Annotated in this window: 37 protein-coding genes and 1 pseudogene; 33 read left to right on the forward strand and 5 right to left on the reverse strand. The window is 62.9% G+C overall.

Annotated elements, in window-relative coordinates; all coding sequences use genetic code 11:
- Window positions 1–15: 15 nt before the first annotated feature.
- The 3 genes from WBQ44_RS09945 to WBQ44_RS09955 are packed head-to-tail and all read right to left on the reverse strand — an operon-like array spanning window position 16 to window position 2,430.
- The gene (locus WBQ44_RS09945) at window positions 16–969 is read right to left on the reverse strand and encodes a diiron oxygenase (RefSeq protein WP_495566538.1); all 954 of its coding nucleotides are present in this window, start codon (window positions 967–969) and stop codon (window positions 16–18) included.
- Window positions 966–1,883, reverse strand: coding sequence for a prephenate dehydrogenase dimerization domain-containing protein (locus WBQ44_RS09950; protein ID WP_495566539.1), 918 nt, complete (start codon window positions 1,881–1,883; stop codon window positions 966–968). The genes WBQ44_RS09945 and WBQ44_RS09950 overlap by 4 nt, the downstream gene beginning before the upstream one ends.
- 37 nt (window positions 1,884–1,920) lie before the next feature.
- A complete protein-coding gene (locus WBQ44_RS09955; RefSeq protein WP_495566540.1) occupies window positions 1,921–2,430 on the reverse strand; it encodes a hotdog fold domain-containing protein in 510 nt (169 codons plus the stop codon).
- A gap of 504 nt (window positions 2,431–2,934) precedes the next feature.
- On the opposite strand from WBQ44_RS09955, the gene rpsJ reads away from it, so the two are divergent.
- From rpsJ to rpsQ, 11 genes are read left to right on the forward strand one after another with little or no spacing between them, the layout of a single operon-like run.
- Complete coding sequence (rpsJ, locus tag WBQ44_RS09960; RefSeq protein ID WP_003938093.1) at window positions 2,935–3,240, forward strand: 30S ribosomal protein S10; 306 nt, start codon at window positions 2,935–2,937, stop codon at window positions 3,238–3,240.
- Between the two features lie 14 nt (window positions 3,241–3,254).
- A complete protein-coding gene (rplC, locus tag WBQ44_RS09965) occupies window positions 3,255–3,920 on the forward strand; it encodes a 50S ribosomal protein L3 (RefSeq protein WP_495566541.1) in 666 nt (221 codons plus the stop codon).
- Window positions 3,917–4,594: a 50S ribosomal protein L4 gene (gene rplD, locus WBQ44_RS09970; RefSeq protein ID WP_495566542.1), complete on the forward strand. Its 678-nt coding sequence runs from the start codon at window positions 3,917–3,919 to the stop codon at window positions 4,592–4,594. Before rplC ends, rplD begins: the two co-directional genes overlap by 4 nt.
- Window positions 4,591–4,896 carry a 50S ribosomal protein L23 gene (gene rplW, locus WBQ44_RS09975; RefSeq protein WP_068432316.1) on the forward strand — a complete coding sequence of 102 codons (306 nt, stop codon included), beginning with the start codon at window positions 4,591–4,593 and terminating at the stop codon, window positions 4,894–4,896. The genes rplD and rplW overlap by 4 nt, the downstream gene beginning before the upstream one ends.
- 39 nt (window positions 4,897–4,935) lie before the next feature.
- On the forward strand, window positions 4,936–5,775 hold the full coding sequence (gene rplB, locus WBQ44_RS09980) for a 50S ribosomal protein L2 (RefSeq protein ID WP_072806564.1): 840 nt from the start codon (window positions 4,936–4,938) through the stop codon (window positions 5,773–5,775).
- Between the two features lie 13 nt (window positions 5,776–5,788).
- Window positions 5,789–6,070 carry a 30S ribosomal protein S19 gene (gene rpsS / locus WBQ44_RS09985; RefSeq protein ID WP_008718309.1) on the forward strand — a complete coding sequence of 94 codons (282 nt, stop codon included), beginning with the start codon at window positions 5,789–5,791 and terminating at the stop codon, window positions 6,068–6,070.
- Complete coding sequence (gene rplV, locus WBQ44_RS09990) at window positions 6,067–6,486, forward strand: 50S ribosomal protein L22 (protein ID WP_495566543.1); 420 nt, start codon at window positions 6,067–6,069, stop codon at window positions 6,484–6,486. Before rpsS ends, rplV begins: the two co-directional genes overlap by 4 nt.
- Window positions 6,486–7,292 carry a 30S ribosomal protein S3 gene (gene rpsC / locus WBQ44_RS09995; protein ID WP_495566544.1) on the forward strand — a complete coding sequence of 269 codons (807 nt, stop codon included), beginning with the start codon at window positions 6,486–6,488 and terminating at the stop codon, window positions 7,290–7,292. The genes rplV and rpsC overlap by 1 nt, the downstream gene beginning before the upstream one ends.
- A 2-nt stretch (window positions 7,293–7,294) precedes the next feature.
- Complete coding sequence (gene rplP / locus WBQ44_RS10000; protein ID WP_495566545.1) at window positions 7,295–7,711, forward strand: 50S ribosomal protein L16; 417 nt, start codon at window positions 7,295–7,297, stop codon at window positions 7,709–7,711.
- Complete coding sequence (gene rpmC / locus WBQ44_RS10005; RefSeq protein ID WP_019663551.1) at window positions 7,711–7,956, forward strand: 50S ribosomal protein L29; 246 nt, start codon at window positions 7,711–7,713, stop codon at window positions 7,954–7,956. The genes rplP and rpmC overlap by 1 nt, the downstream gene beginning before the upstream one ends.
- Window positions 7,953–8,231 (forward strand): 30S ribosomal protein S17, encoded by a 279-nt coding sequence (gene rpsQ / locus WBQ44_RS10010; protein ID WP_068380845.1) that lies wholly within the window; start codon window positions 7,953–7,955, stop codon window positions 8,229–8,231. Before rpmC ends, rpsQ begins: the two co-directional genes overlap by 4 nt.
- Window positions 8,232–8,282: 51 nt before the next feature.
- Here the strand turns inward: rpsQ and WBQ44_RS10015 are convergent.
- A pseudogene (locus WBQ44_RS10015) lies at window positions 8,283–9,342 on the reverse strand (AIM24 family protein).
- A gap of 300 nt (window positions 9,343–9,642) precedes the next feature.
- Between WBQ44_RS10015 and WBQ44_RS10020 the strand changes: the two are divergent.
- The 15 genes from WBQ44_RS10020 (at window position 9,643) to map (ending at window position 18,563) form a co-directional block, all read left to right on the forward strand.
- Window positions 9,643–10,557, forward strand: a complete 915-nt coding sequence (locus WBQ44_RS10020) for a glycosyltransferase family 2 protein (protein WP_495566546.1) — start codon at window positions 9,643–9,645, stop codon at window positions 10,555–10,557.
- Window positions 10,558–10,626: 69 nt separating this feature from the next.
- Window positions 10,627–10,854, forward strand: a complete 228-nt coding sequence (locus tag WBQ44_RS10025) for a hypothetical protein (protein WP_495566547.1) — start codon at window positions 10,627–10,629, stop codon at window positions 10,852–10,854.
- Window positions 10,855–11,027: 173 nt separating this feature from the next.
- Entirely contained in the window at window positions 11,028–11,396 is a 369-nt protein-coding gene (rplN, locus tag WBQ44_RS10030) for a 50S ribosomal protein L14 (protein ID WP_008718280.1), read from the forward strand.
- A complete protein-coding gene (rplX, locus tag WBQ44_RS10035; protein ID WP_495566548.1) occupies window positions 11,397–11,714 on the forward strand; it encodes a 50S ribosomal protein L24 in 318 nt (105 codons plus the stop codon).
- Window position 11,715: 1 nt separating this feature from the next.
- Window positions 11,716–12,288 carry a 50S ribosomal protein L5 gene (gene rplE / locus WBQ44_RS10040; RefSeq protein ID WP_283507400.1) on the forward strand — a complete coding sequence of 191 codons (573 nt, stop codon included), beginning with the start codon at window positions 11,716–11,718 and terminating at the stop codon, window positions 12,286–12,288.
- A gap of 4 nt (window positions 12,289–12,292) precedes the next feature.
- Window positions 12,293–12,478 (forward strand): type Z 30S ribosomal protein S14, encoded by a 186-nt coding sequence (locus WBQ44_RS10045; protein WP_495566549.1) that lies wholly within the window; start codon window positions 12,293–12,295, stop codon window positions 12,476–12,478.
- Window positions 12,479–12,897: 419 nt separating this feature from the next.
- Window positions 12,898–13,296, forward strand: coding sequence for a 30S ribosomal protein S8 (gene rpsH, locus WBQ44_RS10050; protein ID WP_072806577.1), 399 nt, complete (start codon window positions 12,898–12,900; stop codon window positions 13,294–13,296).
- Window positions 13,297–13,309: 13 nt separating this feature from the next.
- Window positions 13,310–13,849, forward strand: coding sequence for a 50S ribosomal protein L6 (rplF, locus tag WBQ44_RS10055; protein ID WP_495566550.1), 540 nt, complete (start codon window positions 13,310–13,312; stop codon window positions 13,847–13,849).
- A 1-nt stretch (window position 13,850) separates the two neighbouring features.
- The gene (gene rplR, locus WBQ44_RS10060) at window positions 13,851–14,270 is read left to right on the forward strand and encodes a 50S ribosomal protein L18 (RefSeq protein WP_495566551.1); all 420 of its coding nucleotides are present in this window, start codon (window positions 13,851–13,853) and stop codon (window positions 14,268–14,270) included.
- A 34-nt stretch (window positions 14,271–14,304) separates the two neighbouring features.
- The gene (gene rpsE / locus WBQ44_RS10065; RefSeq protein WP_072806580.1) at window positions 14,305–14,973 is read left to right on the forward strand and encodes a 30S ribosomal protein S5; all 669 of its coding nucleotides are present in this window, start codon (window positions 14,305–14,307) and stop codon (window positions 14,971–14,973) included.
- Window positions 14,973–15,152: a 50S ribosomal protein L30 gene (gene rpmD / locus WBQ44_RS10070; protein WP_068380873.1), complete on the forward strand. Its 180-nt coding sequence runs from the start codon at window positions 14,973–14,975 to the stop codon at window positions 15,150–15,152. Before rpsE ends, rpmD begins: the two co-directional genes overlap by 1 nt.
- Window positions 15,153–15,154: 2 nt before the next feature.
- On the forward strand, window positions 15,155–15,598 hold the full coding sequence (gene rplO, locus WBQ44_RS10075; protein ID WP_495566552.1) for a 50S ribosomal protein L15: 444 nt from the start codon (window positions 15,155–15,157) through the stop codon (window positions 15,596–15,598).
- A gap of 294 nt (window positions 15,599–15,892) precedes the next feature.
- On the forward strand, window positions 15,893–17,215 hold the full coding sequence (secY, locus tag WBQ44_RS10080) for a preprotein translocase subunit SecY (RefSeq protein ID WP_495566553.1): 1,323 nt from the start codon (window positions 15,893–15,895) through the stop codon (window positions 17,213–17,215).
- Window positions 17,212–17,766, forward strand: a complete 555-nt coding sequence (locus WBQ44_RS10085; protein WP_495566554.1) for an adenylate kinase — start codon at window positions 17,212–17,214, stop codon at window positions 17,764–17,766. The genes secY and WBQ44_RS10085 overlap by 4 nt, the downstream gene beginning before the upstream one ends.
- Window positions 17,766–18,563, forward strand: a complete 798-nt coding sequence (gene map, locus WBQ44_RS10090) for a type I methionyl aminopeptidase (RefSeq protein ID WP_495566555.1) — start codon at window positions 17,766–17,768, stop codon at window positions 18,561–18,563. The genes WBQ44_RS10085 and map overlap by 1 nt, the downstream gene beginning before the upstream one ends.
- Window positions 18,564–18,579: 16 nt before the next feature.
- On the opposite strand, the gene WBQ44_RS10095 is transcribed toward map, so the two are convergent.
- Window positions 18,580–18,765 carry a D-aminoacyl-tRNA deacylase gene (locus WBQ44_RS10095; protein WP_495566557.1) on the reverse strand — a complete coding sequence of 62 codons (186 nt, stop codon included), beginning with the start codon at window positions 18,763–18,765 and terminating at the stop codon, window positions 18,580–18,582.
- Between the two features lie 199 nt (window positions 18,766–18,964).
- On the opposite strand from WBQ44_RS10095, the gene infA reads away from it, so the two are divergent.
- From infA to rplQ, 7 genes are all read left to right on the forward strand, one after another.
- Window positions 18,965–19,186: a translation initiation factor IF-1 gene (infA, locus tag WBQ44_RS10100; protein ID WP_005140011.1), complete on the forward strand. Its 222-nt coding sequence runs from the start codon at window positions 18,965–18,967 to the stop codon at window positions 19,184–19,186.
- 101 nt (window positions 19,187–19,287) lie between these two features.
- Entirely contained in the window at window positions 19,288–19,401 is a 114-nt protein-coding gene (gene rpmJ / locus WBQ44_RS10105) for a 50S ribosomal protein L36 (protein WP_003938068.1), read from the forward strand.
- 210 nt (window positions 19,402–19,611) lie between these two features.
- Window positions 19,612–19,986, forward strand: coding sequence for a 30S ribosomal protein S13 (rpsM, locus tag WBQ44_RS10110; RefSeq protein ID WP_121114015.1), 375 nt, complete (start codon window positions 19,612–19,614; stop codon window positions 19,984–19,986).
- Window positions 19,986–20,399, forward strand: a complete 414-nt coding sequence (gene rpsK, locus WBQ44_RS10115; RefSeq protein WP_008718225.1) for a 30S ribosomal protein S11 — start codon at window positions 19,986–19,988, stop codon at window positions 20,397–20,399. The genes rpsM and rpsK overlap by 1 nt, the downstream gene beginning before the upstream one ends.
- 25 nt (window positions 20,400–20,424) lie before the next feature.
- On the forward strand, window positions 20,425–21,030 hold the full coding sequence (gene rpsD, locus WBQ44_RS10120) for a 30S ribosomal protein S4 (RefSeq protein WP_115963654.1): 606 nt from the start codon (window positions 20,425–20,427) through the stop codon (window positions 21,028–21,030).
- Between the two features lie 97 nt (window positions 21,031–21,127).
- Window positions 21,128–22,192 (forward strand): DNA-directed RNA polymerase subunit alpha, encoded by a 1,065-nt coding sequence (locus WBQ44_RS10125; RefSeq protein WP_121114018.1) that lies wholly within the window; start codon window positions 21,128–21,130, stop codon window positions 22,190–22,192.
- 34 nt (window positions 22,193–22,226) lie between these two features.
- Window positions 22,227–22,823: a 50S ribosomal protein L17 gene (rplQ, locus tag WBQ44_RS10130; RefSeq protein WP_495566556.1), complete on the forward strand. Its 597-nt coding sequence runs from the start codon at window positions 22,227–22,229 to the stop codon at window positions 22,821–22,823.
- The last annotated feature ends 32 nt before the right edge of the window (window positions 22,824–22,855 follow it).

The raw sequence follows: 22,855 nt of genomic DNA on the forward strand, positions 1-22,855 counted from the left end.
AGGCCGGTCGAGCGTTCAGGCCCAGTCGATGCCGATTTCGTCCTCGACATCCAGTTTGCGGCACAGTGAACGGATACCGCTGTAGTCCTGGACCAGGTGTGCACGTGAGCCGTCGTCGACGATGTCGCGGAGCATTGCGTCGAAATCGGGCACGGACTCGAGGCGGAGAATCGTCTCCCAGGTCGAGAAATCGGTGCTCGAGAAGGCATTCATACCTGCGGACAGGCCGTCGAGGAACAGACGCCGGTCGGTCGAGTCGAGTTTGTCGAAGACGATGACGGCCATCTCGTCGGCGATGGACGCATGGCAGTACTCGTCGCGGTTGTGCAATTTCACCGTGGCGCGATTGACCGGCTGCACGACGTCGTTGTCCTCGATCAAATCCAGGTACGACGTGATCGAGATCTCGGCAACCGTGGTGTAGGCGAGCGCGCTGAGAGCTGCTTCCGACGAGGTGGTGGCCTCCGCTTGCGCCGCACATTGCCTGCGAACCGTCGCGCTGAACGGAAGTGCTCGATCGGGCATCGACCACCCACGTTGGCGGCGAGTGAGCGCGCTGGCGTTGAGGTGCATCAGCGTGTGGTATTGCTCGTCGACCATGGCCTGCGTGACGGCGACCGCGAGGACATCACCCATTCCCGTGTCGAACACGTCTCGCGCCAGAAGCGAGAAGCCGGGATTGACCACGTGCTGCTCGACATCCATGACGTTCTTGTTGAACGCAATCCATCCCCACGCACGGATCTTCTGCTTCGTCGCCTCCGGCAGATTGCGATACGTCTCGTGCTCGGCGAACGGAATGAGCTCTTCCGGGTAGTCGTGCTTGGCGTGGTCGAACAGATCGTCCAGATCGGGCTCCGGCTTCTTCACGGTTGCCCGGTTGGCCCAGTTGCCTGCCAGACGCGACACGATGGCACTCTCGACCACATCGCTCGGATCGAAGTCGGGCAACTGCGGCGTCTCGATCATGGCTGGTCTCCCTCACGTGCTGAACCTCGAACGATACCGAAGAGTCGCGCGCACAAGTCGCCGTACGCGTCGATGTCCGGCACGGCGGCACCTGCTGCTCGCACGTATTCGCCGAACCTCCCCTCGGAAACGGTGTCGACAGCAGCGTCCATGTCGCGAACTGCGTCGGCGAGCGCACTGCGAGCGGCCGCAGCGTGCGGGTTGCCGGCCTGCACGTCCCAGTAGACCTCCGGCTCGCCCGCCGCAATTCGGGCCAGCAGGGCGAGGGCCGTTCGGGCAGGTGGGGGAGCGACGGCTTCGACCAACCCCGGATCGACGTGCAGCCGCGTTAATGCGCTGCCGAACGCCAACACGGCCGCGTGCGTGAGCGCCTGCGTCGCCGCGGCGAGACGATCATGGGTGTCCGAGTCGACCTCGACGACCCTGCCACCCCAGCCTCTGATTCGTCCCAGAAACTCCTCGGCGGCTGCGCCGGGGCTGTGCGTCACCGCCGCCACCGGTCGGCCTTCCATTCCCAGCGACGGCGCGAACATCGGGTTGATCCCCAGAACCGGGCCTGCGACGCCTTCTCGGGCGATCTTTGCCGCGAACGCGGACTTGACCGACAAAGTCTCCACGACGAGGGCTGTCTCGGTGAACAGTGTCAGCGAGATGTTCAGGGCGACGGACTCCGGTACCGCCAACACAACGGTGCCGGCACCGCGGAGCAGATTCGTCAGCCGTGCGCCGGGTTCGACGATGTCGCCGATTTCCCGATCTACTTCGCCCGCGGGCAAAGCGGGCGTGCCCACCGCGGTACCGAAGGGGCGGGTATCGACCGACATGACCGATCGGCCTCCGCGGCTCAGCAGCGTGCACAGCAAGGTACCCACGGCGCCGTTGCCGCCCACGACGATCGCGTCGTACTCGTTCATCGGTCGAGTTTCGCGCATCGACGCGGTCTCAGGGGAATCAGCGCGCCGGCGACACCCACACCGTGATCTCGGCATGAACCACTTCGGCTCCGCTCCGGTCGCGGATCGACACCGGGATCTGCACTTCGGCGCCGTCGCCGACGGCCTCGAAGTCCGGTACTTCATCGAGCTCGGCAACCGCCGTCAACGACGTCGTGGCCTTTCCGATGTAGCGAACCGTCATCGCTTTGGGAATCCAGCGGTGCGAGGGCGGCACCGTCGCTTCGGCAAGCATTCCCATGGCGACCTCGGCGAGGTTGCACGCCGCGATGGCGTGAAAGGTGCCGAGGTGGTTGCGGACGCCCCACCATTTCGGTGCACTCACCTCGCATCTGCCCGGTTCGAGAGAGCGCACGTACGGTAGAACCGAGCCGAAATAGGGCACACGAACGCACATGCCGGCCGAGAACAGCGCGGAGCCGAATCGGTTTCGGGGCAGTCTTCGCCACAGCGCGTACGTCGGTCCGGAGGCGCGTGCCTGCTCAGAGTTGGTCTCGACGGAATCCATCGTCGTACCCTACCGCCGAGTAAGTTCCGGGTGGAAGCAACTGGTGAGAGTGATACCGGACCGGATTTGAACTCCGGCACCATGTACGGCATACTGGTCGGGTTGCCTGGACACGGGACGCGCTTTCGTGCGGCCCGAACCGGGTAAGAGCAGAACGGAACCAGCACTCCACGTGAGTGCGTCCGGTTCGCCAGCTCGGAGATGTCGCCGCGCGCGCAGGGCAGTTCGAATGCCTTGCGCAACCGGATGTCGAAGATGAGCAAGCGGAGCGACGTGTCAGTAGAAATCCGACACGCCCGACCGCGTGGACCGGAGAACCATGACAGATGAACAGCGGCAACGGATCGGGTCTTTTTCCTGATCGCCAACGTTCGGTTCGTCGTGTGAGCACGAGGGCAGTTCGAGTCCTTTCGGCCAAGCCGAGCGACTCGGGGACTGTGCAGACGAGGTGAGGCAGGCCGAACGGCAGGCTTCACGACAAGCGGCAAGAAAAGGACACTAAGCGTGGCGGGACAAAAGATCCGCATCAGGCTCAAGGCCTACGACCATGAGGCGATCGACGCGTCAGCGCGCAAGATCGTCGAAACGGTCACCCGTACGGGTGCCCGTGTCGTCGGACCGGTGCCGTTGCCGACCGAAAAGAACGTGTACTGCGTCATCCGTTCGCCCCACAAGTACAAGGATTCGCGCGAACACTTCGAGATGCGTACTCACAAGCGGCTCATTGACATCCTCGACCCGACGCCGAAGACGGTCGACGCGCTCATGCGTATCGATCTGCCTGCCAGTGTCGACGTCAACATCCAGTGAGCGCGGAGACAACGATGACTGATAACAAGAATCGGCCTGCTGCAGGCATTCTGGGCACCAAGCTCGGAATGACCCAGGTCTTCGACGAGAACAACCGCGTCGTTCCCGTGACCGTGATCAAGGCCGGCCCCAATGTGGTCACCCAGATCCGCACGCAGGAGCGCGACGGCTACAGCGCCGTCCAGGTCGCCTTCGGTGCGATCGATCCCCGCAAGGTGAACAAGCCGGCCACCGGCCAGTTCGAGAAGGCAGGCGTCACGCCTCGCCGTCACGTCGTGGAGATCCGCGTTGCCGACGCCTCGCAGTTCGAGGTCGGCCAGGAGCTCACCGCTGCTGTGTTCGAGGACGGCGCATACGTCGACGTCACCGGCACCAGCAAGGGCAAGGGCTTCGCCGGAACCATGAAGCGACACGGCTTCAAGGGTCAGGGCGCGAGCCACGGTGCCCAGGCTGTTCACCGTCGTCCCGGATCCATCGGTGGCTGCGCCACCCCGGGTCGCGTGTTCAAGGGCATGCGCATGTCCGGACGTATGGGTGGCGACCGCGTCACCACGCAGAACCTCTCCGTCCACAAGGTGGACAACGAGAACGGTCTGCTCTTGATCAAGGGAGCAATCCCGGGCCGTCGCGGCAACGTCGTGATCGTCAAGTCTGCATTGAAGGGTGGTGCACGGGCATGACCAGCCTCGAGAAGAAGACTGAAACCAAGTTGACGCTGGACGTCAAGGAAGCCGGTGGCAAGACCAACGGCACCGTCGATCTCCCAGCCGAGATCTTCGACGCCCCGGCCAACATCGCACTGCTGCACCAGGTCGTAGTGGCGCAGCTCGCTGCCGCACGTCAGGGAACCCACTCCACGAAGACTCGTGGCGAGGTTCGCGGCGGTGGCAAGAAGCCGTATCGCCAGAAGGGCACCGGCCGCGCTCGTCAGGGCTCGACCCGTGCACCGCAGTTCGTCGGCGGTGGCACCGTCCACGGACCGCAGCCGCGTGACTACAGCCAGCGGACTCCCAAGAAGATGAAGGCCGCCGCACTGCGCGGAGCTCTTTCCGATCGGGCCCGCAGCGAGCGTCTGCACGTCATCACCGAACTGATCGCCGGACAGACACCGTCGACGAAGGTCGCCAAGTCCTTCATCGCCGAGATCTCCGACCGCAAGAAGGTTCTCCTCGTCGTCGGACGTGAGGACATCGCAGCGTGGAAGAGCGTTCAGAACCTGGAAGGTGTGCACCCCATCGCACCCGACCAGCTCAACACGTACGACGTGCTCGAAGCCGATGACGTCGTCTTCAGCGTGGAAGCGCTGAACACGTTCATCGCAGGGCCTGCGAAGAACGAGGAGGGAAGTAAGTGACCACCATCGCCGATCCCCGCGACATCTTGCTGGCGCCGGTCATCTCCGAGAAGTCCTACGGACTGATCGAGGAAGGCACCTACACCTTCCTGGTGCACCCGGACTCGAACAAGACGCAGATCAAGATTGCCGTCGAGAAGATCTTCGACGTCACCGTGACCAGCGTCAACACGCAGAACCGTCAGGGCAAGCGCAAGCGGACCCGTTTCGGTTACGGCAAGCGCAAGGACACCAAGCGCGCGCTCGTAACGCTCTCCGCCGACAGCAAGCCCATCGAGATCTTCGGAGGTCCGGTCGCTTAAGCGACTGGGACTCTTCGGATATAGAGGACGAGAAGACTCATGGCAATCCGTAAGTACAAGCCGACCACTCCGGGCCGCCGCGGCTCCAGTGTCTCCGATTTCGCGGAGATCACCCGCAGCACGCCCGAGAAGTCGCTGGTTCGCCCCCTGCACGGTCGCGGTGGACGTAACGCACACGGTCGTATCACCACTCGGCACAAGGGTGGCGGACACAAGCGCGCGTACCGTCTGATCGATTTCCGTCGCAATGACAAAGACGGCGTGCCGGCCAAGGTCGCTCACATCGAGTACGACCCCAACCGCACCGCCAACATCGCCCTGCTGCACTTCGCAGACGGCGAGAAGCGCTACATCGTGGCACCCAAGGGCATCGCCCAGGGTTCGCCGATCGAGCAGGGCGCAGGCGCCGACATCAAGCCGGGCAACAACCTGCCTCTGCGCAACATCCCGACGGGTACGACCATTCACGCGGTCGAGCTTCGTCCGGGTGGCGGCGCCAAGATGGCACGTTCCGCAGGCGCAAGCATCCAGCTCCTCGGTAAGGAAGGCGCGTACGCCACGCTGCGTATGCCTTCCGGTGAAATCCGTCGCGTCGACGTGCGCTGCCGCGCAACCGTCGGCGAGGTCGGCAACGCCGAGCAGTCGAACATCAACTGGGGCAAGGCCGGCCGCATGCGCTGGAAGGGCAAGCGCCCGACCGTCCGTGGTGTCGTCATGAACCCGGTCGACCACCCGCACGGTGGTGGTGAGGGCAAGACCTCCGGTGGCCGCCACCCGGTCAGCCCGTGGGGCCAGGCCGAGGGCCGTACCCGCAGCAAGAAGAAGGCGAGCGACAAGCTCATCGTCCGTCGTCGCCGTACCGGCAAGAACAAGCGCTAGGAGGGAGTTCAGAATGCCACGCAGCCTGAAGAAAGGCCCGTTCGTAGACGATCACCTCCTCGCGAAGGTGGACGTCCAGAACGACAAGGGGACCAAGCAGGTCATCAAGACCTGGTCTCGTCGCTCGACAATTCTCCCCGACTTCATCGGCCACACTTTCGCCGTCCACGACGGCCGTAAGCACGTGCCGGTGTTCGTGTCCGACTCGATGGTCGGCCACAAGCTCGGAGAGTTCGCACCGACCCGTACGTTCAAGGGTCACATCAAGGACGACCGGAAGGCGAAGAGGCGATGAGCAAGACCGAAACCGCCAACCCGACTGCCAAGGCCGTCGCGAAGCACGTACGCGTCACGCCCATGAAGGCTCGCCGCGTCGTCAATCTGGTTCGCGGGCGCTCCGTCGAGGACGCGCTCAACATCCTGAAGTTCGCGCCGCAGGCAGCCAGCGAGCCGGTCGCCAAGGTGATCGCCTCCGCAGCGGCCAACGCCGAGAACAACCTGGATCTCGACCCCAGCACACTGATCGTGGCGACTGCATTCGTTGACGAGGGCGCAACCCTCAAGCGATTCCAGCCGCGCGCTCAGGGCCGGGCATTCCGGATCCGCAAGCGCACCAGCCACATCACGGTGATCGTCGAGAGCCTGCCCAAGACCGGTGGACCCAGTCGTAACCGCCGTAAGGGCCAGGCATCCAAGGAAGGGGCTCAGTAGTGGGTCAGAAAATCAACCCGCACGGCTTCCGCTTGGGTATCACCACTGACTGGAAGTCGCGCTGGTACGCAGACAAGCAGTACGCGGAGTACGTCAAGGAAGACGTCGCCATCCGCAAGCTCCTCGCCACCGGCATGGAGCGCGCAGGAATCGCCAAGGTCGAAATCGAGCGCACCCGTGATCGTGTCCGCGTGGACATTCACACGGCACGCCCGGGCATCGTCATCGGTCGCCGCGGCGCCGAAGCCGACCGCATCCGCGGAGCACTCGAGAAGCTGACCGGCAAGCAGGTTCAGCTCAACATCCTCGAGGTCAAGAACGCCGAGTCCGAGGCTCAGCTCGTGGCCCAGGGTGTTGCCGAGCAGCTCAGCAACCGCGTCGCTTTCCGTCGCGCAATGCGCAAGGCCATCCAGTCGGCCATGCGTCAGCCGAACGTCAAGGGCATCCGAGTTCAGTGCTCCGGCCGTCTCGGCGGCGCCGAGATGTCCCGTTCCGAGTTCTACCGCGAAGGCCGCGTGCCGCTGCACACCCTTCGTGCGGACATCGACTACGGGCTGTACGAGGCAAAGACCACCTTCGGCCGCATCGGCGTGAAGGTCTGGATCTACAAGGGCGACATCGTCGGTGGTAAGCGTGAGCTCGCCGCCGCAGCCCCGGCCGCAGGTGGCGCAGATCGTCCGCGTCGCGAGCGTCCGTCTCGTCCGCGTCGCTCCGGTGCTTCGGGCACCACCGCGACGAGCACCGAGGCCGGTCGCGCGGCATCCGCAGAGGCTCCGGCCTCGACCGAGCCGAATCAGGAGGGCTGACTATGTTGATCCCACGCCGGGTCAAGCACCGTAAGCAGCACCACCCGAAGCGTTCGGGTGCTGCCAAGGGCGGGACCACCGTGACGTTCGGTGAATACGGCATCCAGGCTCTCGAGCCCGCCTACGTCACCAACCGTCAGATCGAAGCCTCTCGTATCGCGATCACCCGCCACATCAAGCGTGGCGGCAAGGTCTGGATCAACATCTTCCCGGACCGTCCCCTCACGAAGAAGCCTGCCGAGACCCGCATGGGTTCCGGTAAGGGTTCGCCCGAGTGGTGGGTTGCGAACGTCAAGCCGGGTCGGGTGCTCTTCGAGCTCTCGTTCCCGGACGAGAACATTGCGCGTCAGGCACTCACGCGCGCAATTCACAAGCTGCCTATGAAGGCACGAATCATCACCAGGGAGGAGCAGTTCTGATGGCTACCGGAACCCCAGCCGCAGAGCTTCGCGAGCTCACCGGTGAAGAGCTGGTCACCAAGCTGCGTGAGTCGAAGGAAGAGCTTTTCAACCTTCGTTTCCAGATGGCTACCGGCCAGCTGGACAACAACCGTCGACTGCGCACCGTTCGTCACGAGATCGCGCGCATCTACACCGTGCTGCGTGAGCGCGAGCTCGGCCTGGCAACAGGCCCCGCCGACGACACTGCAGGTGACGCGGCATGAGCGAGGAAAAGACTGTGACTGAAGAGCGTAACAACCGCAAGGTTCGGATCGGCTACGTCGTATCCGACAAGATGGAGAAGACGATCGTGGTCGAGCTGGAAGACAGGGTCAAGCACCCTCTCTACAGCAAGGTCATCCGTCGGACCACCAAGGTCAAGGCACATGACGAGAAGGGCGACGCCGGCGTAGGCGATCGCGTACAGCTCATGGAGACCCGGCCGCTGTCTGCTACCAAGCACTGGCGGCTGGTCGAGGTCCTCGAAAAGGCCAAGTAAGACCGAATACGACAAAGCCCCCGTCCGATTTGGACGGGGGCTTTCTCATGCTTACCTCCCGAGCAGACCGCCCAAGGCTCCGCCGACGACTGCCTGCTCCCCGCTGCCCGCGCCGCCGATCATCTCGCCGGGAGGCTGCTCCGACGGCTGAACCACGACGAAGCCCCGGCCGCCGAACTCGAGCGTGAAACGTTCCCCTGTGCTTCGGCCCATCAGCGTGCCGAGCCCGAACGAATCGTTCTTCTTGACTCGCGTCGACAGGCTCGACGACCACGCGACCGCTGCTTGCGGATCGGCGAAGGAGGGCTGATCCACGTCCAGGACCACCGGTACACCGTCGGTGGTGATGGCGACCCGGCCGCGTCCCGAGAAGACGCAGTTGAAGAAGCCTGCATTGCCGGCAGACGCCGCACCCTGTACGCGTTTCACGTCGTACGACAACGATGCCTCGAAAGCCAGAACGTTTGCCCCGTTGATGGTGAGCCCGTCCGTTCCGTCGAGGTCGATGAGGTGGACGTCCTGAGCTGCGTTGGCGAGAAACAGATCACCCTGGCCGGAGACCTTCATCAAGGGCACACCCTCGCCGGACAGAGCCTGCTTCAACGCGCGCCCGAGACCTCCCGAACCTTTTGCTTCGAATCGAAGGTCGCCCTGGTAGGCCACCATTGACCCGGCTCGAGCCATGACGTCGCCGCTGAGCCCGACTCGGCACATCTTGCTGCCCTGCTTCTGGATGCCGGATCCGGGTACCTCGGCGATAGATTTCGATGCAGACGAGCGCTGATTCCTGTGCGAGTGCGTCAGCCGTGTAGGCGGCGACCGGTACGCCCGTAGCGTCGGACACCGTCACTGTCACGGGTCCCGTTGATGCGAAGTTCGCGAGATGGGTCCCGTCCAGGGTCGCAACGATCGCGACGGTATCGACGTCACCGGGTATCCGCGCGCAGTCGATCAGAATGCGGTGGCGTTCATCATCGCGGGGGTATTCGACGCCCTCTCCGATCAGTCGGTTGTAGACGACGAAATCCGCGTCCGAGCGCACGCGTCCGTCGGCAGCCAACAGCAGCGCGGAAACGTCGACGTCGTACGAAGCGTCGAGCCGGGCCGTCAACTGCACAGTAGGAACGGGATATTTCTATCCGCGGATGAGGGTCTTCACGCGACCCAGTCTGCCGTTGTCATACGACGGGTGTCGAGCAGCAGGAGGCTCGAATCGGACGCCGACCGGACATTCGGCAGTGAACAGCGGAGAAACCGTCGTACAACCGCAAACACTATTCGGACTATCCAATTGTCTTGTTTGCATCCGAGGCATGAATGTCTCGGGGTGCGGGTGGATACGAATGTCGATTAACGTGTCGATGCGGGCCGAATCGAGCGAGACGACAATTGGCGGAGGGTTGAACGGGAGATGACCGCGACACTGCACAACTCGAATCAGGGGTCGTCATCCGGCGACATATTCGTGTCGGTGGTAATTCCCGCGCGGAATTCTCTGCCGGACCTCGATCACCAATTGAATGGTCTCGCCGCGCAGAACTACGCAGGACCGATCGAAGTTATCGTTGCCGACAACGGTTCCGACGACGGTTTGTCCGACCACCTACGCGATCACGCGAAACGAGATTTGCTGAACCTGCGTCGTGTCGACGCCGGCGAACAAAGCGGCGCCTCGTACGCACGCAACCGTGGTGCTGTCGCAGCCAAAGGTGACTTCCTTGCATTCTGCGATGCAGACGACGTCGTGCATCCGGCATGGTTGGAAACACTCGTCGAACTCGCGGGGGAGGGCGACGTCGTGGGTACGGCCGTGGAGACGGAATCGGTCAACACCGAGCGTGCGCTCGACTGGACTCCCACTACACCGCCGGATGTGCAGGGAAAGACCACGTTTCTTCCCTACGCCATCGGAGCGAGCCTCGGATGCTGGGCCTCCGTGTACCGCGATCTCGACGGTATGTCGTGTGACCTGGAGGCCAGTGAGGACGTCGAATTCTGTTGGCGCGCACAGCTGAACGGGTACACCCTTGCTTTCGCACCCAAACAGTTGGTGGGCTATCGGCTTCGAGACGAACTGGTCCCGTTGATCAAGCAGTCGTACAAGCTGGGCTACGGGTTCGCACAGCTGCAGGGTGCTTACCGCGACAAGGGTTGCCCACCTGTTCACCTTCGCCGCGCAATGCGCTGGTGGGTGCTTCTCCTGCTCGGAAACCCTCTCGTGCCGCGGACCATCACGCGAATTTCACGTGGGCAGTGGCTCCGAGCTGTCGCGGCTCATGTGGGTGAATTTCGAGGAGGACTGCGTCACCGCGCTTTCGTGTGGTGAGCAGTCGGTCAACGCTCTCGAGGGTCGGGGCGAATGCATTTCGTTAGGCGCCCATGTTCCACTCTTCCGGTGACTAGAGACATACGATCGGAAGACTTACCCCTCGTCTCGGTCATCATCCCGACGTACAACGCGGTCGGCACCACCGGCGAGCAACTCGTCGCACTTGCTGCCCAGGACTACCCGCGTCGCTCTCTGTCGCTCTCCGCGATCCGACGCGGCAGATGGGTGTCCCTGGTGGCATTGTTTATCGGCCACTGCGAGGGTTCAATCCGTCACCGTGTCCTCTACTTCTGACCAGGTTCCCTCTCGAACCCGGAGGCGATTTGGCTGCGACCAGCGCCGTACCCTACACTTGACCGGTTGCCTGTGGCAGCGGTGTACCTACGTGTGCCCGCGCTGTGGCAGCCGACCGCGCGTGTCGGGACGGAAATCCGGCACGTATGCACATCCAGGTCTAGGAGAAGTTTGTGATTCAGCAGGAGTCGCGAGTACGCGTCGCTGATAACACGGGCGCGAAGGAAATCCTTTGCATCCGCGTTCTCGGTGGCTCGTCACGTCGCTACGCCGGAATCGGCGACATCATCGTAGCTACGGTGAAGGACGCCATTCCCGGTGGAAACATCAAGAAGGGTGAGGTCGTCAAGGCCGTCATCGTTCGTACCGTCAAGGAGCGTCGTCGCCCGGACGGTTCGTACATCCGTTTCGACGAGAACGCTGCCGTGCTGATCAAGCCGGACAACGATCCTCGCGGAACCCGCATCTTCGGCCCGGTCGGCCGCGAGCTGCGTGAGAAGAAGTTCATGAAGATCGTCTCGCTCGCCCCGGAGGTGCTGTAAATGAAGGTGCACAAGGGCGACACCGTTCTCGTGATCGCCGGCAAGGACAAGGGCGCCAAGGGCAAGGTCATTCAGGCCTACCCCGACAACAGCAAGGTTCTTGTCGAGGGCGTCAACCGCATCAAGAAGCACACCGCGGTGTCCGCCAACCAGCGCGGCGCGTCTTCGGGCGGAATCGTCACGCAGGAAGCCCCGATCCACATATCGAACGTTGCGGTCATCGATTCGGACGGAAACCCCACTCGCGTGGGCTACCGGACCGACGAGGAGACCGGCAAGCGCGTTCGGATTTCCCGGAAGAACGGGAAGGACATCTGAGATGACTACCACTGAGAACACGGCAGGCGTTCAGCCTCGCCTCAAGGCGCGCTACCGCGCCGAGATCAAGGACGCCCTCAACACCGAGTTTGCATACGACAACGTCATGCAGATCCCCGGTGTTGTCAAGGTTGTCGTCAACATGGGTGTCGGCGACGCCGCCCGTGACGCGAAGCTGATCAACGGCGCAGTTGCCGACCTCGCAGCGATCACCGGCCAGAAGCCGGAGATCCGCAAGGCTCGCAAGTCCATCGCGCAGTTCAAGCTCCGTGAGGGAATGCCCATCGGCGCGCGCGTCACGCTTCGCGGCGACCGCATGTGGGAGTTCCTGGACCGCTTGACCTCCATTGCCCTTCCCCGAATCAGGGACTTCCGCGGCCTTTCCGGCACGCAGTTCGACGGCAACGGAAACTACACGTTCGGCCTCAACGAGCAGTCGATGTTCCACGAGATCGACGTGGACAAGATCGACCGTCCGCGCGGCATGGACATCACTGTTGTGACCACCGCAACCAACAACGAAGAAGGCCGTGCGCTGCTCAAGCACCTCGGCTTCCCGTTCAAGGAGAACTGAGTCCATGGCTAAGAAGGCATTGGTCAACAAGGCCAACAAGAAGCCGAAGTTCGCGGTGCGTGCTTACACTCGCTGCAACCGCTGCGGCCGTCCCCACGCGGTCTTCCGCAAGTTCGGTCTCTGCCGTATCTGCGTCCGCGAAATGGCGCACCGCGGAGAGCTCCCGGGCGTTCACAAGAGCTCCTGGTGATTTGAGGCCCTCGGGCCTCGTTGCACCACGATGACGGGCGTGGGTTCCGAAAGGAACCCGCGCCCGTTTTTTGGTCGGTCAGAGTTCGCGAACGTCGGATTTGGAGTTTGCCCGGCGGTTGCCTACACTAGTGCGGTTGCCCGGGCTTCGTCGTGCCTGCACACGAGTCCTTGCACAATTCATGCAACCTCGAGTTCTCCGCACGCGGTAGAAGACCACGCGGAAGCTCGAAACACCTGGCAGTGCAGCAATGCATTGCCTGGAGCGCAACCCCTGACCGGCAAAAGTCGGTCAGGACATGTTCACTTCGTTGTAGGCCCACGATGTGACGAACCAGGCCCCGGGGTCACCATCACCCAGGGCACCAGTTCGCACGTGCTGCATGGGAACCGCTGCGAGAAAGGTGCACAGGTCACACCATGACGATGACCGATCCAATTGCAGACTTCTTGACCCGTCTGCGCAACGCCAACTCGGCGTACCACGACGAGGTGAAGCTTCCCCACTCGAAGCTGAAGGCGAACATCGCCGAGATCCTCAAGCGCGAGGGTTACATCGCTGATTTCCGTACCGAGGACGCCGAGGTGGGCAAGACCCTCATCGTCGATCTCAAGTACGGACCCAGCCGTGAGCGAAGCCTCGCAGGCGTGCGTCGCATCTCGAAGCCAGGCCTTCGTGTGTACGCAAAATCCACCAATCTGCCCAAGGTTCTCGGCGGCCTGGGCGTGGCGATCATCTCCACGTCCACCGGTTTGCTCACAGAGCGTCAGGCGGCCAAGCAGGGTGTGGGCGGAGAAGTCCTCGCCTACGTCTGGTAGGGGAGGCCACACCATGTCACGTATTGGAAAATTGCCGGTCGCGGTCCCCGCGGGCGTCGACATCACGATCGAAGGCCAGAACGTCGCGGTCAAGGGCCCCAAGGGTGCTCTCAGCCTGACGATCGCCGAGCCCATCCAGATTGCACGCGCGGACGACGGCGCCATCGCCGTCACCCGTCCGGACGACGAGCGCCGTAGTCGCTCGCTGCACGGCCTCTCGCGCACCCTGGTCGCCAACCTCATCACCGGTGTCACCAACGGTTACACCACCAAGATGGAAATCCACGGCGTCGGTTACCGCGTGGTACTCAAGGGCAAGGACCTCGAGTTCGCCCTCGGTTACAGCCACCCAGTGCTCATCGAGGCACCGGACGGCATCACGTTCACGGTCGAGTCGCCCACGCGATTCACCGTCACCGGCATCGACAAGCAGGCGGTCGGCCAGATCGCTGCCAACATTCGTCGTTTGCGGCGTCCGGACCCGTACAAGGGCAAGGGCATCCGCTACGAGGGTGAAGTTATCCGCCGCAAGGTCGGAAAGACGGGTAAGTGATATGAGCCAGCAAACAGCAACAGCAGACAAGGCGAAGGTCGACCGCACTCCTCGCGGCACCGATGTCTCGACGAAGCGTCGCTTGTCGAAGGCACGTCGTCACTTCCGCCTCCGCAAGAAGATCTCCGGAACGCCCGAGCGTCCTCGCTTGGTCGTCAACCGCTCCTCGCGTCACATTCACGTCCAGTTGGTCGACGACCTCGCGGGCCACACGCTGGCCAGCGCGTCGACGATCGAGGCCGACGTGCGCGCACTCGACGGAGACAAGAAGGCCCAGAGCGCGAAGGTCGGCGAGCTCATCGCCAGCCGCGCGAAGGCTGCCGGAATCGACGCGGTCGTCTTCGACCGTGGCGGCAACAACTACAGCGGCCGTATTGCGGCACTGGCAGATGCTGCTCGCGAAGGCGGGTTGACATTCTGATGATGACTCTTACTGACAACGGAAGGACAGCCTGATGCCGGGACGTCAACGGCGTGACGGCGGAAGCGGCCCCGCCGGACAGAACAGTGGACCGAACGCAGGCGGTGACAACAACCAGCGCGGTGACAATCGTGGTGGTCGTGACCGTCGCGACAACTCGCGCGGCGGGAACGCTGCCGAGAAGTCGAACTTCATCGAGCGCGTAGTCGCGATCAACCGCGTCTCCAAGGTCGTCAAGGGTGGTCGGCGCTTCAGCTTCACCGCCCTCGTCATCGTCGGAGACGGCAACGGCTTGGTCGGCGTCGGCTACGGCAAGGCCAAAGAGGTTCCCGCGGCGATTCAGAAGGGCGTCGAGGAGGCTCGCAAGAGCTTCTTCCGTGTTCCGATGATCGGCGGAACCATCACGCACCCCATCCAGGGTGAAGCTGCAGCAGGCATCGTCATGCTCCGCCCGGCCAGCGCCGGTACCGGAGTCATCGCCGGTGGTGCTGTTCGCGCCGTGCTGGAGTGCGCCGGAATCCACGACGTGCTGTCGAAGTCGCTCGGTAGCGACAACGCCATCAACGTCGTGCATGCCACCGTCGCAGCCCTCAAGGGTCTGCAGCGTCCAGAGGAAGTCGCGGCTCGCCGCGGTTTGACCCTCGAAGAGGTTGCGCCTGCCGGAATGCTGCGTGCGCGTGCACAGGCAGGAGCGGTCAAGTAATGGCACAGCTCAAGGTCACTCAGATCAAAAGCACCATCGGTCAGAAGTCGAACCAGCGGGACAGCCTGCGGACCCTCGGACTCAAAGGCATTCGCCAGTCCGTCGTTCGTGACGACACCCCGCAGACCCGAGGTCTGGTCAATGTCGTGCGCCACCTCGTAACTGTTGAGGAGGTCTAGCCATGACCATCAAACTGCATCACCTCCGTCCTGCACCCGGATCCAAGTCGGCGAAGATTCGCGTCGGCCGCGGTGAAGGCGGCAAGCGCGGCAAGACTGCCGGTCGCGGTACCAAGGGAACGGGCGCGCGTAAGAACGTGCCTGCGCGCTTCGAGGGTGGCCAGATGCCCCTTCACATGCGTCTCCCGAAGCTCAAGGGCTTCACCAACCCGAACCGGGTCGTCTTTCAGGTCGTGAACCTTCGCGACATCGAGCGGCTTTTCCCCGAGGGTGGCCAGGTCGGCATCGCCGAACTGATTGCCAAGGGTGCCGTACGCAAGAACCAGCCCGTCAAGGTGCTGGGCGACGGAGACCTGACCGTGAAGGTCGAGATCTCGGCCAACAAGTTCACCGGCTCCGCCAAGGAAAAGATCGCCGCTGCCGGCGGTTCTGTCACCGAGGTTTAGCCACAACCCGACTCCGGTCGGGACAGCAATGCGTCGATGGCCGCAGCGACAAGCTTCGCAAGAGGCTCGTGCTGCGGCCATCGCGGCGTTGTGGGTCAGTGCGCGTACCGCCCGAATGGTGGGTGCGCGGACTGATGGACCGGCGGTTCGACGCACACTGTTAGAGTTCTAGAGTTAACCAACAACGTTCGACGTGGGCGGCTATGCAGCCCGCAATCCAAGGTCGAGTGTCGACGGGCCCTACGCGGCTGCCGGGGCATCTCGACACCAACGCGCCTCGTACCAGGAGGATCTTTGCTTTCCGCCTTCGTGTCGGCCCTCAGGACCCCTGACCTGAGACGGAAGATCCTTTTCACGCTCGGTCTGGTCGCCCTGTACCGCTTCGGCGCTACTCTGCCTTCACCCGGCGTGGATTACGCCAATGTCCGAGCCTGCATCGACCAGGTCTCCGGCGGTGATCAGGCGGGTATCTACTCGCTCATCAACCTCTTCTCCGGCGGTGCGCTGCTCCAGCTTTCGGTGTTCGCGATCGGCATCATGCCGTACATCACCGCCAGCATCATCGTGCAGCTCCTTACCGTCGTCATCCCGAAGTTCGAGCAGCTCCGCAAGGAGGGCCAGTCCGGCCAGGCAAAGATGACGCAGTACACGCGTTATCTGTCGATCGCGCTGGCGATCCTGCAAGCCACCGGACTCGTTGCTCTTGCCTCACGTGGACAGCTCCTTCAGGGTTGCCAGCAAGACATCATCGCCGATCAGAGCGTCTTCGGCCTGATCATCATCGTGCTGGTCATGACTGCCGGCGCAGCAATGGTCATGTGGTTCGGAGAGGTCATCACCGAGCGCGGTGTCGGCAACGGCATGTCGCTCCTGATCTTCGCCGGTATCGCCTCCCGCATCCCGTCCGAGGGCAAGTCGATCCTCGATAGCCGCGGCGGCCTCGTGTTCGCACTGGTCTGCGTTGCCGCATTCCTGATCATCGCCGGCGTAGTTTTCGTCGAGCAGGGTCAGCGCCGCATCCCTGTGCAGTACGCGAAGCGCATGGTCGGTCGGAAGATGTACGGCGGATCGTCGACGTATCTTCCGCTGAAGGTCAATCAGGCCGGCGTCATCCCGGTGATCTTCGCGTCCTCGCTTCTCTACCTACCGAACTTGATCGCCCAGCTCACATCCGCGAGCACAGCCACGGATCCGAGCTGGTGGCAGCGAATCATCAACGAGTACCTGGTGAACCCGGCGAACCCGGTTTACATCGCCATCTACTTCGGACTCATCGTCTTCTTCACCTACTTCTACGTCGCCATCACCTTCAATCCGGAGGAACGTGCGGACGAGATGAAGAAGTTCGGCGGGTTCATTCCGGGTATTCGCCCGGGTCGGCCGACCGCCGATTACCTGAACTACGTCCTGAGCCGCATCACCTTGCCAGGCGCGATCTATCTGGGCACCATCGCCGTGCTGCCCAACCTGTTCCTCGATATCGGGAGCTCGGGCGGCGCGCAGAATTTGCCGTTCGGTGGCACCGCCGTACTCATCATGGTGAGCGTCGGCCTCGATACCGTGAAGCAGATCGAAAGTCAGTTGATGCAGCGTAACTACGAAGGGTTCCTCAAGTGAGACTCGTTCTTCTTGGTCCTCCCGGTGCCGGCAAAGGCACTCAAGCCGAAATTCTCTCGGAGAAGTTGGGCGTACCCCACATTTCGACCGGTGACCTCTTCCGCGCCAACATAGGGGAGAAGACACCCCTCGGCATCGAAGCCAAGAAGTACCTCGACGCCGGCGACCTCGTTCCGAGTGAATTGACCGTCGATATGGTGCGTAGCCGTCTCTCCGAGCCCGACGCGGTGAACGGATTCCTGCTCGACGGCTTCCCCCGCTCGACCGGGCAGGCGGAGTCGTTGGTCGGCATTCTCTCCGATCTCGGCGCATCCTTGGACGCCGTACTGTCCTTTGTCGTCGACGAGGACGTCGTCGTCGCCCGCATGCTTTCCCGTGGGCGTGCGGACGACAAGGAAGACGTCATTCGCAACCGGCTCAAGGTCTACCGCGACGAAACCGCGCCGTTGCTCGACTACTACTCCGATCAGATAGTGACCGTCGATGCAATGGGCGAGGTCGGCGAAGTGAGCGCCCGCGCGTTGAAGGCGATCGAGGGTCTCGGCAAGTAATGGCGTTCGGTCGTAAGCGCAAGGTGGTCCCGTTTCGCAGCCCTGGCGAGCTCGACGCCATGGCTGCGGCGGGTGCGATTGTCGGCGCCGCACTGGTCGCCGTGCGCGAAGCGGCGAAACCAGGCGTGTCAACGCTCGAACTCGACCGGGTGGCCGAGGCAGTGATCAGGGACGCAGGTGCAGTCCCGTCGTTCCTCGGCTATCACGGCTTCACCGGCAGTATCTGCTCGTCGGTCAACGACCGTGTGGTTCACGGGATCCCCTCGGCGGACGACATACTGGTCGCGGGCGATCTCGTGTCCATCGACTGCGGTGCGATACTCGACGGCTGGCACGGGGATTCCGCCTGGACGTTCGGCGTGGGAGACGTCATCGAAGCGGACGCGCTTCTCAGCGAAGCGACGCGGTTGTCGATGGAAGCAGGCATTGCGGCAATGATCGCCGGCAATAGGCTGACGGACGTCTCCCACGCGATCGAGAACGGCACCCACGCAGCAGAAAAAGCGCACGGCCGCGCATACGGGATCGTCGACGGCTACGGCGGACACGGCATCGGACGCGAAATGCACATGGAACCGTTCCTTGCCAACGAGGGCGCACCCGGCAAGGGCCCGGAACTGGTCGTCGGGTCGACGTTGGCGATCGAGCCGATGCTCACACTGGGTACGTACGAGACCGAGATTCTCGACGACGACTGGACGGTCGTCACCACCGACGGGTCCCGCTCTGCCCACTGGGAGCACACCGTTGCGGTCACCGAGAATGGCCCGCGAATCCTGACACTGCGGCCCGAGTAGCGCGTCAGACCTCGAGCTAGATGGTCACCGGGCCGTCGTTGACGAGGGCCACGGTCATGTAGGCGCCGAATTTCCCGGTTTCGACGTGTGCGCCGAGCGACCGAAGTGTTTCGCAGATGCAACTGTGACGCTCGCCTCGGTGACTCGCTGGATCAGCGCGCGCATGTGTTCCTGCCTCTGACGTCGACGGATCGGTCGAAATCGGTCACATTTGGCCTGGTGAGCGTTTGCCGGTAGCATAGGTCGACGGTGCGCTCTGCGTACCGGTTGTTCGCATGCCTGCGCAAGCCGGTCCTCGTTCGACCGGTTGACACCATCGACTTCTCGTCGGTGGCCAGTGAGCATCACGGTAACGGAAACAGATGCAATCAACCAGGTATAACGCCAGGGACGCGGAGGATATGGCTAAGAAAGACGGTGCCATCGAGGTCGAGGGCCGGGTAGTCGAACCCTTGCCCAATGCGATGTTTCGCATTGAGCTCGAGAACGGCCACAAGGTGCTCGCACACATCAGCGGAAAGATGCGCCAGCACTACATTCGTATCCTCCCGGAGGATCGCGTCGTAGTGGAGCTCTCTCCGTACGACCTCACGCGTGGGCGCATCGTTTACCGCTACAAGTAAGAGCTTCTCCGGCCACGTCCGGTCGGAGGGAACCATGCTCACGTCGAGCCGACGTCTTCGGGCGGATGGGGCGCGTGAGCTACACACAGGAGATCAGCGACGTGAAGGTTCAGCCGAGCGTCAAGAAGATCTGCGAGAAGTGCAAGGTGATTCGTCGTAACGGACGGGTCATGGTTATCTGCGAAAACCTGCGCCACAAGCAGCGTCAGGGATAACCACCGAGCACTCGCTTTTCTGCTTGGCACACAGCAAGAAGAAGACCTCCCAGCACCAACCGCGACATACGCGTTGCGGCATACCCCCGGCACGGAGGCCGGGGCCCCACTGAGTTGAAAGAGACCGTGTCTGCGTGACTCGGTCTCAGCGGTACAGAGGCACAGGGGACGGACTGGGAGCAGACCTCCGGACAAGAAAAGGATTGCCACATGGCACGTCTCGCAGGTGTTGATCTTCCGCGCGAAAAGCGCATGGAGATCGCACTGACTTACATCTACGGCGTAGGCCGTACCCGCTCCAAAGAAATCCTCGTGGCAACCGGTGTCAACCCGGATCTGCGCAGCAAGGATCTGTCCGACGAAGATCTGACCAAGCTCCGCGAGTACATCGAGGAGTCCCTCAAGGTCGAGGGCGACCTGCGCCGTGAGGTTCAGGCCGACATCCGTCGCAAGATCGAAATCGGCTGCTACCAGGGCCTTCGCCACCGTCGTGGTCTGCCCGTCCGTGGACAGCGCACCAAGACCAATGCGCGCACCCGTAAGGGCCCCAAGCGCACCATTGCCGGCAAGAAGAAGGCGAAGTAATGCCCCCTAAAGCACGCGGTACCGGTCCGAAGAAGGCGCAGAAGACGCGTCGCAGGGACAAGAAGAACGTCCCGCACGGATCTGCGCACATCAAGAGCACGTTCAACAACACGATCGTGTCGATCACCGACCCCGCAGGCAACGTCATCTCCTGGGCGTCCTCGGGCCACGTGGGCTTCAAGGGCTCGCGTAAGTCGACTCCGTTCGCCGCTCAGCTCGCAGCCGAAAGTGCTGCGCGCAAGGCGCAGGAGCACGGCGTCAAGAAGGTCGACGTGTTCGTCAAGGGTCCGGGCTCCGGCCGCGAGACCGCGATCCGCTCGCTTCAGGCTGCCGGCCTCGAGGTAGGCACCATCTCCGACGTCACTCCTCAGCCGCACAACGGCTGCCGTCCGCCGAAGCGGCGCCGGGTCTAGCGGGAAAGGGAAAGGTTACAAAGTAATGGCACGTTATACCGGTCCTATGACCCGCAAGTCCCGTCGTCTGCGCGTCGACCTCATCGGAGGCGACCAGGCGTTCGAGCGTCGTCCTTACCCGCCCGGCCAGCACGGCCGCGCGCGGATCAAGGAGAGCGAGTACCTGCTTCAGCTCCAGGAGAAGCAGAAGGCACGCTTCACCTACGGCGTCATGGAGAAGCAGTTCCGTCTCTACTACAAGGAAGCCAACAGCCGCCCCGGCAAGACCGGTGAGAACCTGTTGACGATCCTCGAGACTCGCCTCGACAACGTCGTGTACCGCGCCGGACTGGCACGCACACGTCGTCAGGCACGCCAGCTGGTCACGCATGGTCACTTCCTCGTGAACAACAAGCGAGTGGACATCCCCAGCTACCGCGTTTCGCAGTACGACATCATCGATGTCCGCGAGAAGTCCGCACAGACGCTGCCGATCCAGATCGCTCGCGAGAGCTACGGGGATCGTCCCGTCGCTCCGTGGCTGCAGGTCGTCCCCAACCGTCTTCGCATCCTGGTTCACCGGGTGCCGGAGCGCGCACAGATCGACGTGCCGCTCCAGGAGCAGCTCATCGTCGAGTACTACTCGAAGTAAGGCGCAGCGTGCCTGTGGGTGTTACCGATACCCGCAGGCATTCTCGCCTCCACACGTGGACGTCAAATAGCGGACGTCCGTACAGGAGGAACACACAATGCTCATTTCACAGCGCCCGACGTTGACCGAAGAGGTCATCGCCGACAACCGCTCGAAATTCGTCATCGAGCCGCTCGAGCCTGGCTTCGGTTACACCCTCGGCAACTCGCTCCGCCGCACCCTGCTGTCGTCGATCCCCGGCGCTGCTGTCACCAGCATCCGTATCGACGGCGTCCTCCACGAATTCACCACCGTCCCCGGAGTCAAGGAAGATGTCACCGACATCATTCTGAACCTCAAGGGACTCGTCGTGAGCTCCGAAGAGGACGAGCCGGTCACCATGTACGTCCGCAAGCAGGGCCCCGGCACTGTTACTGCAGGCGACATCGTTCCCCCGGCCGGCGTCACGGTGAACAACCCGGATCTGCACATCGCGACCCTGAACGACAAGGGCAAGTTGGAGGTCGAGCTCGTAGTCGAGCGCGGCCGCGGCTACGTGCCCGCCGTCCAGAACAAGGCGTCCGGCGCCGAGATCGGCCGTATCCCGGTCGACTCGATCTACTCGCCGGTCCTCAAGGTCACGTACAAGGTGGAGGCCACCCGCGTCGAACAGCGCACCGACTTCGATCGGCTCGTTCTCGATGTGGAGACCAAGAATTCCATCACCGCGCGGGACGCGCTCGCTTCGGCGGGCAAGACCCTGGTTGAGCTCTTCGGCCTCGCCCGTGAGCTGAACGTCGAAGCAGAAGGCATCGAGATCGGACCCTCGCCCGCCGAGGCCGATCACATCGCTTCCTTCGGACTCCCCATCGAGGATCTGGACCTCACCGTCCGGTCCTACAACTGCCTCAAGCGCGAAGGTGTTCACACCGTCGGCGAGTTGGTTGGTCGTACCGAGTCCGACCTGCTGGACATCCGTAACTTCGGACAGAAGTCCATCGACGAGGTGAAGGTCAAGCTGCATTCGCTCGGCCTTTCCCTCAAGGACAGCCCCGCGTCCTTCGATCCGACCACCGTGCCCGGATACGACGCCACCACGGGAACGTGGAGCGACACCGACGCAAGTTCCTTCGCAGACAGCGAAGGCGCCGAGCAGGACTACGCCGAGACAGAACAGCTGTAATCAGCTCGCTGGAGCTCTTACTAGGAGATTCATCATGCCCAAGCCCACCAAGGGCCGCCGTCTCGGCGGGTCGGCGTCGCACCAGAAGGCCATCTTGGCCAACCTCGCGACGGCACTCTTCGAACACGGCCGCATCACCACCACCGAGTCGAAGGCCAAGCGCCTTCGTCCCCACGCCGAGAAGCTTGTCACCCATGCCAAGAAGGGTGATCTCGCACATCGTCGTGAGGTTCTCAAGACCATCAACAACAAAGATGTCGTGCACAAGCTCTTCGCCGAGATCGGGCCTTTCTTCGCCGATCGCGACGGTGGCTACACGCGAATCATCAAGACCGTCCCCCGCAAGGGTGACAACTCGCCGATGGCCATCATCGAGCTCGTCAACGAGCAGACGGTGTCCAACGAAGCCGATCGCGCTCGCCGCGTGAAGGCATCGCAGGCACCTGCCGCCACCGAGGCGCCGGCAGCATCCGGGGACAACGTCGTCGAGGCTGTCGAAGCCGACGCGACCGACGCTGAGGTTGCCAACGCCGACGCCGTCATCGAGGGCATCGAGGACACGGACGCCCACGCGTCCGACGCCACCGAGGCCGAGGCTGTAGCAACTGAAACACCGGAGAAGAAGGACTAGTCCTTTTGAGCTCCGAGCACCACAGAAGCGGG

The sequence above is a fragment of the Rhodococcus sp. (in: high G+C Gram-positive bacteria) genome (assembly GCF_049591685.1).
Taxonomy (GTDB): domain Bacteria; phylum Actinomycetota; class Actinomycetes; order Mycobacteriales; family Mycobacteriaceae; genus Rhodococcoides.